Raw genomic sequence first — 14,430 nt, 5'->3', positions numbered from 1 at the left:
TTTTAAATTCCATCAATTATTCTGCATTCAGAATCTGAAGCATCGTAAGCGCATATCTTTTACCCAGTTCACGATATCCGGCCGCACTGAAATGCAGCCTGTCGGAAACCGCCTCACACCCTTCGGATGAAATGACATGCGCGGAAGGAATTGTTTCCGGCAAATTCTGAATCACCGGATTCATAGAGGCACAAGCTCCTCCCTGCCCTTCCGACACAAGTTCACCCACCAACAGAGGCAATGAATTGGGTTTCAAATTGAGATCGGAAAGAATGCTGTCGTACACTTTCTTGACTTTCAACGGCCACTCCGGATCGCCAGTATTTGACTCTCCCTGATGAAACAGAATCCCTTTTATGACTCCACAACGGGAAGCCTGTCTGGCCAATTCAATCAATCTGGCATAAGGATTTCCATCATACTCGGCCACCATGTTTTTCAGCCAGTTCGGAGAAGTCTCCACGTATGAAGTATAATTATCTTTATCAAACAATTCGATTTTACAACCTCCTACGGCCACATCAATCACTCCCACCTGTACATTGGCCGGAAGACTATCTACCATTGTGCGACCGAAATAATCTGCAGGAGTCAATCCGGTGCCACATCTTGCCAAAGGGGGAACTGCCGTGTACCACTCCCCTTTCTTCCGTCCTAAGTCCGGACAATCCACAGCTTGAAGCACTTTAAAACGAGGATTCACATCCACCGTATCGCATGCTTCTATTTTTGCATTTCCCTCCATATTCGACTGACCCAAGCACAGATAAATATGAAAATTCTCATCCACCTTGCCTGCTTCTGTATGAACCTGTGCAAAAACAGGTCCAAAAGTCAAAGCCATCAACGACGTCAGCGTTGCAATCATTTTCTTCATTTCCATTATTCACAAATTTAGATTCAACTTTTCATTTTCCTTTTTTCATTCTATCAGAAAGCAACTTCAAGTTCCTCTCCCTTATATACAACCGATTTCTCGGCCACTTCTATCGCCCCATTGGAAGACGAAGCGACTTTCACAATCTTCAGCTTCCGAACAGGCTTCATTCCCGCAAACGTCCCCTTCCGTTTACCTATCACCAACGTAGCGTCTTTCTCATTCCAGGTCAGACGGATACAGGAACAGGCTCCTTTTTCATACTCACAGTCTGTTCCATTATCTTCATACAGCTGATAAGTACCATCCGTTCCGGTATACACCCGAATTTCCCACTCCGATTGCAAAGCCGTATCAGCCTCGTCCGCATAACCGGAAGCCAAAGGTAAAATCGTACCCGATTTGACAAATACAGGAATGTAATCCGGAGAAACCGAGGTTTGAACCCACCCTGAAGACAAATGCCGGTTATCATAAAAATCATACCACCCACCTTGAACAGCAGGCAAGTACGTTTTCCAGATTGCAGGTCCCTCTTCCACAATAGGAGAAACCAACAGAGAACGGCCAAACATATACTGGTATTTCAAAGATAAAGCCAACGTATCCAGTGGAAAATCCATCACCAAAGGACGCAACATTGTACCATCTTCCAACGAAACCCATGCAGACTCTGAATAGATATAGGGCAGAAGGCGATAACGCAAGGCCAACGATTTACGGGCCATTTCCGTCACTTTGTCTCCATAGTTCCAAAACTCAGTATTCGTCATATACCCATGCACACGCATCAAAGGCAGAAAAACCGAAGTCTGAAGCCACCGGGAAAACCGTTCATGAAAATGGACATCCGTATACTGTGCATCTCCCGGCCGGAAGAACCCTCCGGCATCGTACGTCCACCAAGGCAGACCGCATACAGAAATTCCCAATCCGGCTACAATCTGACGACGAAACGTATCCCAATCGTTCCCGACATCCCCCGACCAAGTGGCCACTCCATACCGCTGAATACCCGGAAAGCCGCTACGAGTAAGCAAAACCGTTCGGGGACTGAAGGAACCCTGTTTCTCTCCATTGGCAGAAAGGCTTCGCAAACCTTCATATACCGTTTTATTGACCACCAATGGATAGACATTCCGGAACACCTCTCCGGGATAACTTGAGTGATTTACCCGACGCCCCACCAAATCGTCATTTTCCGGTTCGGTAGCATCCAGCCACCAAGCATCTATTCCTATCGGAAGAACCAAGCTATCCCGAAAATTCTGCCAGTAGAATGAAGCAGCCTCCGGATTAAAGAAATCAATCCAAGGAGTGCCTGGAATATAATAGGCTTTCTCGGCCATCTTTTTTCCCAGCACCGAGTTCTGGTCCACCTTCGACCAGACCGACAGCATCAGCCTCATATCCATCCGGTGAAGACTGTCGACCATTTCCCGAGGAGAAGGATAATCTGCCTCATCAAAGCGCATGGCGCTCCAGCCATATCTGCCCCAATACTGCCAATCCTGCACCATCAAATCGACCGGCAATTTTTCTCTTCGGAACCGGGAAGCTGTTTCAAGCAGTTCTTTTTGGGAATGAAAACGTTCCCGGCAATGAATATATCCCAAGGCCCATGCCGGCAACATCGGTACCTCTCCTGTCACTGCCCGATAAGAGGCAATCACCTCATCGGCCGTTCCGGCAAAGAAAGTATAATCGATGCCATTAGAAACCGGAGAACGAAAGGTCGTAGTCTGGTCTACTTTCCGGAAAAACAGCTTAGGAGTATCCTCCTTGGTCAATTCCGCCTTCAAACGATGTACCCCCGCTTTCAAGTCAACCAGAACAGAGACCGTAGGCGGCAGCCATAAATTATTCACATCTACCACCGTATGTCCATCAATCTCCAAATTGTGCCTGCGAGCCATGGAACTTCCTACGTCCAGCATCAAAGCATATTGCCCGTCGGATTCCACTTTCAGACTACCTGCAAACACATTACTTCCACGTACTTCTTCCTTACCTCCTTCAGTAGAAGTCACATTCACAGTCACCTTATCACCCGAAGCACCCGTTTTCTGAAGCGCAATCACTGAAGAAGCCGGATTAAAATCCGTCAGACCATAGTTGTTCCACAAAAGTCCGTATCCCTTATTCGACATCACAAAAGGGACGGCAATCTGCGTATTGACCTGAGTCAACCTCCGCGTCAATCCACGCACATTCAAATACCCATCCTGGAACTGCCCCAGTCCATAAAGATATTCATCGGAAGGAGAATGGAAAGTCTGTGTGGACACATACGTCTGCTCCCCCTGTACAGAAGAAGCCTGAAGCTGACCTCCTTCCTCTCCCAATATCACCTTTCCATCCGAAGAAAGGAACGAAATCCGTCCGTCGGATGCCGACACTTTTACACTTACATCCTTTAAAGACAATATATAATCTTCTCCTTCCATTTTAAGCGTATAAACCGGAGCCTTCACCGGAAGATACACCAATTCCGGCAATTCATGAGCAATTCCCTTGCTTCGAACCACCCTTACAGCACTTCCGGTCAGCGGGATAAGCCTTAACCGAGTATCAACCCGACGAAAAACCACCTGATCGGCTCTTTTTTCTTCCAACGTCCATGCCTGTATCTGGCGGTCAGAGGAAAGACCGAGAACATTCCCCGCCAAACAATCCCCATTCCACCACACACAGACAAAGAAGAATAGTAAAAACAAACAAGACTGCCTCATAACCTCTGTAACTTCATTAATAATTCAGTTTCCAATAATCGAAATAAGCCAAATCTTTCGGAACTTTCCCCCTAAAAATAAAATACAGGTCGTGTACTCCAGTCACTTGCGGTATCTGTGCTTCCACAACCCGCCAACGGTCGCTTCCACCAGTCCGCGGCACCTTTATCTTTGCCAACACCTGTCCATCCAGTCCGTCAAGACGCACCTCCATCGTAATCTCTGCATTGTGAGTAGTAGACAAACGCGCTGAAAAACGAGACGGAGCCTTTTCACCGAAATCCACAGACCGAACTTTTGTATAAGCTCCATCCGCTAAAGCAGTAATGAAAACCCCAACTTGAGCGTTATATGAACTTTTCATTTTTTCCGACCACGCCACGGTCTCTGCTTCTACCTTCCGGTATGGACAAAGAGGTTTCAAGCTTTCTGTGACTCCCTCTTTCACCATCTTCACACACGGAATCTTCCCATCTGCCTGGAAGTCCAACTCTCTGACACACACAGAACGAGTAAAACCACTTCCACCCGGTAGAGAAGCGTCATGATAAAATAAATAAGTTTTTCCTCTGAAATCGGCAATACCCGGATGGTTCGTAAAACTTCCTCCTTCAGTAGCCATCAATGTACCTCCGTAATTCCACGGACCTTCCGGACCTTTTGATGTGGCATAAGCCAGATGTTCAGGCACCGGTCCTCCTGCATAGAAAAGATAGTACATTCCCTGACGCTTATACAACCAAGGAGCCTCTTCATACAGCGTAGGACGCTGCGGATCTCCCTCCCTGCTTCCAAAGGCTTCCGGTTTCATCGGTACCGCATGTATGCCCCCTTCATAAGAAATCATATCCTCGTTCAACTTCACATAATAACAATTGGGATTTCCCCAATACAAATAAGCCTGTCCGTCGTCATCGATAAAGACGGTAGGATCGATATTTCCGTATTCAGCCTGCACAAGCGGAGCTCCCAACGGGTCATAGAAAGGTCCATAAGGACTGTCGGACACAGCCACTCCGATGGCAGTCTCCCCCTTCAAATCCGTCACAGGTACATACATATAAAATTTCCCGTTACGTTCCATACACTGAGCCGCCCAGGCATCTCCTCCTGCCCACTCAAATGTTTTAAAAGACAAAGGCATGGGATGTTCCGTCCAATTTACCATATCATCTGTAGAATAAAGTTTCCAGTCATTCATGGTAAACCAAGTAGACCCATCTTCATCGTGACTGGTATAAAGATACAATCGGTCATTATATACCAAAGGAGCCGGATCGGCTGTATAAGAAGTCTGAATAATAGGATTTTGCGCAGCCACAGTCAAACTGGACAACAGAGCTACCCCCATTGCCAATTTACGCCACCGGTTCTTACCATAAATCTTATTGGCCTGTATATATCTCATCAGAATTAGTTGACTCATAATTTTACATTGATTTTTTTACCCGTATAATTAATTGTTTTTTCTTTTCCATCTGCCGTTTTCAAGACGAAAGTCCGTTCGTGGAGCATTCCTTGATATTCGTCTTTTCTGCTTTCAATCGTAAAGGTACGCTTTTTGTCATTCCATTTCATCCATATTTCTGAATAAGCCCCCTTTTCGTAATTATAGTTATCAAACTCATCTTCATACAAACAGAAAGTACCATCTGCACCAGGATAAATATGAATATCCAGCTGTTGCCATGATTTCTGCTGGGCATACTGCACCTCCGGTCCGATAGGAATAATACTTCCAGATTTTACATACAAAGGCATCACATCCAAAGGAACTTCTTTCTGCACAGATACACCTCCTGCCAGTTTCTCTCCAGTCCAATAATCATACCAGTCTGCTCCCTCCGGCAAATACACCTCGGTAGACTTCAGTGATGAAAAATCAGAAACACGCTCTTCGCCCTGCATTCCAGTGTACATCGGGTCCGTTACAGGCTTCACCAGAATGGACTTCCCGAACATATACTCATTGTTCATGTCCCACACATTCTTGTCTTTTGGAAAATCCATTACCAGCGCCCGCAAAAAAGTAGACTGACGTGAAGTGACTTCCCAAGAAAGAGAATAGATGTACGGCAACAAGGAGTAACGAAGATGAATAAACTTCGCAATCGCATCATAGTAAGGCTCTCCTTTTTTCCCGAACTGATAGATTTCACGAGGCGCATCCGCACCGTGCGAACGCATCATCGGACAAAAGGCACCAAACTGCAGCCACCTTACATACAGTTCCTTATAATCCGGGTCTGCCAGTTTCTTCGGATATTCACCCAAGAAGAATCCCCCTATATCCGTATTCCAGTTCGGAATGGCAGAAAGAGAGAAATTCAATCCAGCCGGAATCTGCCGCTTAAAAGAATCCCATGTCCCTTGAATATCTCCCGTCCATGTATTCGCCCCATATCGCTGTTGTCCGGCAAATGCGGAACGAGTCAAAATAAACACACGTTTATCGGAAGAGGCCTTGCGCTGATGGTCGTATACCCCTCCAACCGACATCAACGGATACGCATTACGCACTTTCCGGAAACTTCCCAAGAAAGTCTCTTCATTCAGATCTTCATCCTTGAAGTTCAGATGGTCAGGTTCCGTAGAATCCATCCACCAGCCATCCATTCCCAAGGCAAACAGTCCTTTGTTCGCATATTTCCAATAGATATCACGGGCTTTTGGATTATAGGCATCGTAAACCCGTACCCCCGACAAATAATCTTCCCGTGGAGGCCACAAATCAGGTCCAGCCAAAGGCCATGTCTGGAAATTGAAAAGCATCCCCTTCTCATCCAGTTCCTTATAAAGCTTTGTCATCGGTCCAAAAGAAGACCAGATAGAGATTATAGCCTTGGCATTCATGCCATGAATATCCTCTATCATTTTTTGAGGATTCCAAAACTCCCCGTTCAGGAATTCCATGGCATTCCACAGATAATTTCCACCCCAATACTGCCAGTCCTGGATGATACCGTCGAGCGGAACCTGCAACTCACGATACTTGCTCACCACTCCTACAATCTCATTCTGACTCTTATATCTTTCCCGACTCTGCCAGAAACCATAAGTCCAAAGAGGGAGCATCGGTACCTGACCTGTCAGTTCACGCATATTGGCTATTACCCCGTCGGCATTACCACCGGTCATGAAATAATAATCGATGAACTCTCCTACTTCCGATTCAAAAAAGGTGGCCTTTTCATTATCAACAAACCAAGTAGGAGAATAATTGTCCCAAAATATACCATATCCTTTCACAGACTGGAAGAATGTGACCACATCTTCCACGTTTCCTTGAATAAGATACTTATCCTGATTCCGCTGACTGAGTTTTCCACTCTGCATCTGCCCCAAACCATAAATAGGCTCATCTTTATCCAACTTAAAGACCTGTTTGATACGGTAATCGCCCGTATTTACTCCTTCTTTATATTGTATTAACACAGGTTTTTCCTGTTCTTCCAGCAACTCGGCTCCATGTTTGGTTTGGAAAGATACATTCCCTGTTTCCTTATCCAGCAACACCATTACTTCCGATGACGTAACGGTATACTTCCCGTCGGTCTCCCCATAAGAAAGTTTGCATTTACGAGGAGCCAATACCACTGAAAGATTATTACGCTCTGGTATCGTATCAGAAGAAGAAGGATATTTCACCACCCGAGCTATTTCGGGGGTATAAAATACAATTTCTGTCACCAGCTTATCTTCCTCCATATTCAATTTAAGCCCACGTGCAGTTTTTGTAAGCACATTTCCAGCCAACAGTATTCCAGAAGAAGACAGAACAGAAGCAAACGATAGAATGCCCGTCAAAATGATAGCTTTCATATTCTCATACGATTTATTGTATTTGACCCTTTATTCCACACTCACTTACGTTTGAATTCCCAATAATCCAACTCAAACAAGTCCTTCTTATTCTCACCTTCAAAACTAAGATACAAATCATGGACTCCACTGACCGCATTGACCTCACAGGAATAAAGTTGATATTTGGACGTTTCGTTTCTCTGCGGTATAGTTACGTTTCCAACAATCTTTCCATCCGGAGCATCCAAACGAATCTTCAGATTTCCTCCCTCAAGAGGCAAGGCGGAAACCTCAAAGCGACGGGCCTTATTCTTTCCAAAGTCTACTCCACGTACACAGATGTACTCTCCATTATTCACATCTACCACCGAAAGAGATTTATCCGCATTGGGAGCTGTTTTCAATCCATATCCCCAAGCCATCGTTTCAGCCTCTACCTTTCGGAAAGGATTGAAGGTACCCACCTGCTCCAGTTTGGTGTCTGCCCAATAAGGCACTTCCTGAATGGTTCCATCTTCATTATAATGCATCTCAGCCACCGAAACCGAACGACGTTCATAATGAGTATCCGTCTCCAGTTTCAACAAGTCATAATTCAAGCCAAAAACATACGATTTCCGTTTATAATCCATAATACCCGGATGGTTTCCACGGCTCCTGACTGTAGGACGCATGATATATCCTCTGGTCGTCCACGGACCTATAGGGCTGTCACTCATGGCATAGCCGATACCTTCCGGACAACAGGTAGAAGCAAAAGCCAGATAGTAGTGTCCATTGCGTTTATAGAACCACGGTCCTTCCTGATAATGCTCCGGTGTTTCCTTCAATTTCACGATATCTCCAGAATACGAAATCATATCCTCATTCAATTTCACATAATAACAATTAGGATTTCCCCAGTACATATAAGCTTGTCCGTCCTCATCGATAAAGACAGTTGGATCAATGTCATCCCAGTGTTCTTTCTGCCATACCAGAGGTTTCCCAAGAGGGTCTTTGAACGGTCCGTAAGGACTGTCGGACACCAGTACACCGATGCCATTTCCATGAATCGGGCAATACATATAGAATTTTCCATTGCGTTCAACCACTTGCTCGGCCCAAGCTCCATTGTCACGTTTCACCCAATCGAAACTTTTGAGTGAAGCCACTGCTCCATGGTCGGTCCAGTTTACCATATCCGTAGAAGTGTACAACAACCAATCCTGCATCTTAAATCCTTCCGCATCGTTTTCATCATGAGTCGTATAAAGAAATACCGTATCATTGTATACCATCGGTGCCGGATCGGCTGTATACTTTGTCTGAATAATCGGCTGCTGCGCATTTACATTCAAACAACTCAATAATCCGCAGCTACCACATAACCATAGAATCTTACTAATATTCATAATATTCAAAATTTAAGTCATTCATTAATTCATAACATTTGTCACTCAGACATTCTCCACCAATCAAAATTGAAAAGCTTACATCCCTTTCTACCTTTAAAACAGAAGTACAAATCATGCACGCCCGAAACAGGCTTTCCATCTTGTTTCACCGCGGTTTCCAAAGTCTTCCACATTTCCCATCCTCCGGTATGCGGAACTTGCACTTCCGCAATCAACGTTCCACCTATACTGTCAGCATGCACTTCAATGGTTCCACCCCTCAACGCACTGGCTACACAGACTTCCAATCTGCCGGCCCCCTTCTTTCCTAAATCAACTTCCCTCACCTTCAGGTAATCACCGTTATGGATGTCCGACACATAGATTCCTGTCTGGTCATTCGGTTCCGTCTTCACTCCTTCAGAAAAAGCCATGGTCTCCGCTTCCGCTCGTTGATAAGGATTGAAGGTGCCTATCGGTTTTACGCCTTCTTGCGTAGCATTGATCACAGGAAAAGTTCCGTCTGCATTATACTTAAACTCTTCCACAGCTACTGAACGTCCGAATCCACCTCCTCCCGGCAACTTTCCGGTATGATAAAAGAAATAAGAATTTCCTTTATAATCAATCACTCCGCAATGATTCGTAAATGAACCTGTATCCTGCAAAGGCATAATTTCTCCCATATACTTCCAAGGCCCCACCGGCGACTTACTCATGGAATATGCAATATGTTCAGGAACACCTCCTGCCGCATACAGCAAATAATAATTATCCTTTCGTTTGTAGAACCACGGACCTTCCGTATAGATATCCTTATATTTTTCTCCCTTCACACGCTTTTCCGGATTCGGAGCCCCGAAACTGTCCACAGTCTGGTCCTGCTTTTTTACCTCTCCCTTGATGGATATCATATCCTCATTCAATTCCGCATAATAGATATTTGGATTTCCCCAATACAAGAAAGCACTTCCATCGTCATCAACATACACGGTAGGATCAATATAATCCCAACTACCGTCACAAAGCGGTTTTCCAATGGCATCCCGGAAAGGTCCCACAGGCGAGTCACCCACTGCGACACCAATGGCCATCGCTCCTGTAAGTTTCGAATGCAGGCAGACATACCAATAGAATTTGCCATGACGTTCTATGCACTGCGCAGCCCATGCCCGGTCATCCGCCCATTCAAAAGACTCTATGGCAAGCGGAGAACCATGGTCAGTCCAGTTGACCATATCCTCCGTAGAGTATACCCTCCATTCCTGCATCCAGAAAAAATCAGCTTTGTCCTCATCATGTCCTGTATACACATAAAGTCTGCCATCGTGTACCATAGGAGCCGGATCTGTCGTATAGCAGGTCTGCACAATCGGATTCTGCGCCAACAGCATGGGAGAAATCAATCCTCCCAATGCTGTCAATATTACTTTATTGCTTATCATAACTTTTTCTTCACAATTATTTCCGAGTAATTACTATACCCCCATTTTTAGGAATAGAAAGGTTCACAACTTGTTTCTTACTGATAACCTGTTCCTTGACAGAGCCTGCCAGTTTATCATTATCTTCATACACACAGACAACCTCTCCTGCCGCAAACAAGGACGAAACATCAATCTTCAAATTAACGGTTTCATCCTGTGCATTAATACCTGCCACATACCACTTACCGGCATGTTTACGTGCCATTACGATATATTTTCCAGGATATCCGTCTATAAACTTTACCTCATCCCATGTGGTAGGCACCTTCTTCATGAAATCGACTGCCCAAGCCGGAGCATCCGTCAGATTATTAGGTGCCAATGCAAAATGTTGTACCGGACTCTGAAACAATACTGCCGTAGCCAGTGCAAACACATCAGAAGTGACTCTCATCCGTCCACCCGGCTCATTTTTCGCATTATAATATTTATTCAAAGTACTTCCTCCAAAATCCATGCTCCCAATCGTGTTGCGCACAAACGGATGAATGCATGCATTGAATGCTTCCGCATCACAACTTCCCTGCGAGAAATTCATGTTCTCACTGGCCAATACCGCTTCACTGGCCGCATAATTAGGATACATACGCTCCCATCCACGTGGAATGGTGCATCCATGAAAAATGACCAAGAGTCCATAATCATTTGCATCGGCCAGAATATCTTCGTAAAGCTGCATGGTAACCTGCTTGTCACTACCCACAAAGTCAACCTTGATTCCCTTGATACCAATACGCTGCATCCACTTCATTTCTTTCCGACGGGCGATAATGTTACTCATCTTTCCACGAGGACCTTGAGGCGCATCATTCCAGTATCCATTGGAATTATACCACAAATACAAGCCTACATTCTTCTGCTTGGCATAAGCTGCCAGTTCTTCTATTTTGTCGTAGCCCACCTGCGTATCCCAGAGCGCATCGACCAGTACCGTACGGTAACCCATCGCTGCACAGAAATCTATGTAACGCTTCTGGTCGTCCATATTCATACTGGCATCTCCCGCAATAATCCAGCTCCAAGTTCCACAACCATATTCAGCCGCATAATCTTTCGACGGTTCATACAAAGGTTCTACCACATCAAACGGTACGGTTGTTTCTACGATAGGAGCCAACGTTGGCCCCAAGGTTATGGTACGCCATGGAGTTTTTCCTGGCAATGCAATGCCCGGAGAAGTCGTACCATTGCCGTTAAATTCACCTTCCTGCGGGAAACCAATGGTATAAAGTCCGTTCTCGTGCCCCATCAGGCGACTGCCACAATAATAGCTGTTCACTCCGGTTTCAGAAATTAAAATCCATCCTTTGTCCGAATTTTTAAACAAGCAAGGGAAAGTATATCCTTCTCCCCAACCGTTCTTTCCCATCGTATCATCTACTGTATATGGAGTCTCATAGCTGGGAGAAGTTCGGGCAAAACCACCCATCGGTCCACTTTGCGGGCACAAGAAGGTAGTCGTTCCTTCCGGCAACACAAAACCCGTAGCTTCCTGCTGCACAACACAACACAAGATATCCTGCTTAGGATACACTGTATATCTAAAAGCCACATCATTGTTACTTACCCGGAATTCTACATCAAAAGCAGTTCTCCCTTCTTTCGTAAACGGAATGACAGCCGATTCAGCAGCATATTCCACCTTACTTTTTTTGATGTTGGGCAAGCGGTAGTTTTTCCGGATAGAAGCCTCCTTGATTTCACTTCCCAATGACAAAGAAGACGTAAAATCACCGATAGTGGTCTTCATGCCCAACGGAGACTTCTTGATAAAAGCCACTCCGTCATAGAATACCTGATAAGAAGGCATTCCACCTTCATCTGAAACAACCACTTTCAAACGTCCATCAGGACTTAACACATCTTTTTCACCTGCATATAACCCTGTTATACACATCATTGCCGCAAAAGACGATAACAATACACGTTTTATCATAGACATTAGTTTTTAATTTAAACTTATATACCTCTACTTAAATTCTTCTAAACGAAATTTATCTATTCCTATTTTTCTTTTTCTTCATCCAAATTCACTCCCAAGGCCTTCAAATCCTTCTCCAATGCTTCAGACAGATAAATATGCTGATAATCATTCGAAATGATTTTTCCATCGCGTCCCACAAGTATATAACGTGGAATGCCATTGAAACTAAATAATTCACGCAAGCGCTGATAGTCGGATGACGGAATGCGATAGACAGCCTCTCCTTTTAAATTCTTTTCTACATATTCTTTATAAGGTTTCTCCGGAGACTCACCTTCACTGGTTATAAATATGAACTGCACATCTTTATGCCCTCTCCATTTCGCTCTCAAGTCTGCACTTCTCTCAATAGCAAACCGACATGGGCCACAACCGGTCGACCAAAAATCAACCAACAAAATCTTCCCTTTATAAGATTCCGTAATTTTTCGAAAAATATCCGTTCCTTCACAAGGGGGTAGTTGGTAAGGTTGCTTCTTGAGATACTCCCGATAAGAGCTTTCTATTGCCTGTGTCAGCACAGGATAAGTAATCATTGCACAGAAAGAATCCTTCAGACACGACATCGTCTGTGTCGTTTTCAAATCCTGCTGAGTCACTTTTTTGTTAGCTTCCGCCTCCAACACTGTACAAATCTTATTGCACAAAACCAGCTGCCACAAAAAAGGTATTTCAGTCATATTCAAATACTCCATCAGAATCTCTGTCTGTATTTTATAAGGATAAAACATTCTCTCCGCAGTCTGTAAAGGAGTCATATCAGATGGAATTACCATTCCATAGCATGCTTTGAGTTTTTCATACGCCTGCTTTTGCAACCAATCCATAAACGCAAAACGATTGATAAAGATGGAAGCTTTATTTACAGCCAAAATTTTTTCATCATTAAGCGGCATATCGCGCAAAAAGCTGAAAAACTCCATGGGTAACGGTGCTTTTCCGGTAGTATCATTCGCTAACCCATAAGTATAATCCATCGCGTAATCCAGTAACCAATATGCTCCAGATATCTTTTCATCCAATGGCAACAACTGTCGGACCTTAAGACATACCTGTTGCTTATCCATGTATTGAGACAGCTTATCGTGCCATAAACTCACAGCTTCATCCCATTTCTCACGTACCTGCTTTGGAGCCAACTTACTTTCCATTTCTTTCATTTCCAGATAGCCAAGCGTAAACTCCGGTGCTTCGGCAAGTTGTCGGTTTATCTCACCCAACTCATCTCCATACATCAGATTGGACAACGGATAGTTCCAGTCTCTAGCTCTGCTGCGGGCAAGCATATCTTCAAAATCGATATACAGCGACAAAGTCTTTCCTGGTTCAAGATAAATGTTTCTATGCAGTGAATTATTTTCTCCTATCACCATTAAACATCGGGAAGGATGCTCCAAAAATACTTTTCCCTCTAATTTTCCGTCCGGATGAATCTTTATGACTACTGGCCGGTCTTTATCTTCCAGCATATCTTGTACATAAATGATACCGGTATCAAATCCCAATATAGGATCATAATGATCAAGTACCCCAGTCACATAAGTCGTATCCGAGTGAAAGAAATGAGTAAATCCCTCCTTCCTTCCGACTGACGTTCCCGTCTGTGGATTTTGAGCAAGCCATCTTTCTCGTTTTTCAGAAACACCCAACCCTTCTCCATCTTTTGTCAGATCAATGCCGTATGTATTATCTTCTGACGAATCTGGCCGAATCCAGTTCACCATTTTTACCGATTCCGGCAACGGAGGAAAAGTCAAGACCACATCCGTTTCTCCCGAATCCGGCATGAAAAACCGTTCACCAAACTTCATCCCTTCTATCCCTGTTGTTTGGTAACGTAAACCTGTAGACACATCTTCCAAATAAATCGTACTGTCCAGGCAAACCCACCAGTGAGGACGAAATACCACATGTACGAACAATTTAGTATCAGCATCCGTCATTTCCACCTTAGTTATCGTATTGATACTCCCGGTTCTCGCTTTGAAAGAAGGATTTACCACCGTCCTTTCCACCACTTTGTTCACATTTTGAGCAGAAGTGGATAAAGAAAACAAAGCGATAAACAAACAAAGTTTTATGTAACGATATCCCACCATTTTTGTTTTATAAGTTCTTACTTTTTGTTTCAAGTATGAGAACCCGCAATAGGAACAACCTATTGCGGATA

General features: G+C 44.4%; 7 protein-coding genes and 1 pseudogene. All 8 read right to left on the bottom strand.

Going from position 1 to position 14,430, the window contains the following annotated elements; all coding sequences use genetic code 11:
* Positions 1-28: 28 nt before the first annotated feature.
* Positions 29-844, bottom strand: a pseudogene (locus OIM59_RS03180) (sialate O-acetylesterase); the annotation flags it as partial.
* Positions 845-930: 86 nt separating this feature from the next.
* On the bottom strand, positions 931-3,609 hold the full coding sequence (locus OIM59_RS03175) for a TIM-barrel domain-containing protein (RefSeq protein ID WP_303894987.1): 2,679 nt from the start codon (positions 3,607-3,609) through the stop codon (positions 931-933).
* A 16-nt stretch (positions 3,610-3,625) separates the two neighbouring features.
* Positions 3,626-4,960, bottom strand: coding sequence for a glycoside hydrolase family 43 protein (locus OIM59_RS03170; RefSeq protein ID WP_299174401.1), 1,335 nt, complete (start codon positions 4,958-4,960; stop codon positions 3,626-3,628).
* Between the two features lie 71 nt (positions 4,961-5,031).
* A complete protein-coding gene (locus OIM59_RS03165) occupies positions 5,032-7,431 on the bottom strand; it encodes a TIM-barrel domain-containing protein (protein ID WP_303894986.1) in 2,400 nt (799 codons plus the stop codon).
* A gap of 41 nt (positions 7,432-7,472) precedes the next feature.
* Entirely contained in the window at positions 7,473-8,807 is a 1,335-nt protein-coding gene (locus tag OIM59_RS03160; RefSeq protein ID WP_303894985.1) for a glycoside hydrolase family 43 protein, read from the bottom strand.
* A 41-nt stretch (positions 8,808-8,848) separates the two neighbouring features.
* On the bottom strand, positions 8,849-10,234 hold the full coding sequence (locus tag OIM59_RS03155; RefSeq protein ID WP_299173922.1) for a glycoside hydrolase family 43 protein: 1,386 nt from the start codon (positions 10,232-10,234) through the stop codon (positions 8,849-8,851).
* Between the two features lie 16 nt (positions 10,235-10,250).
* The gene (locus OIM59_RS03150) at positions 10,251-12,176 is read right to left on the bottom strand and encodes a glycoside hydrolase family 97 protein (RefSeq protein ID WP_299174404.1); all 1,926 of its coding nucleotides are present in this window, start codon (positions 12,174-12,176) and stop codon (positions 10,251-10,253) included.
* Positions 12,177-12,280: 104 nt separating this feature from the next.
* Positions 12,281-14,392, bottom strand: coding sequence for a TlpA disulfide reductase family protein (locus OIM59_RS03145; RefSeq protein WP_299173924.1), 2,112 nt, complete (start codon positions 14,390-14,392; stop codon positions 12,281-12,283).
* Between the last annotated feature and the right edge of the window lie 38 nt (positions 14,393-14,430).

This window comes from Bacteroides mediterraneensis (assembly GCF_025993685.1).
In the GTDB taxonomy this organism is placed as follows: Bacteria; Bacteroidota; Bacteroidia; order Bacteroidales; family Bacteroidaceae; genus Phocaeicola; species Phocaeicola mediterraneensis_A.
Note: the sequence above shows the minus strand (reverse complement) of the source record. Positions and strands in the feature narration are given on the sequence as shown.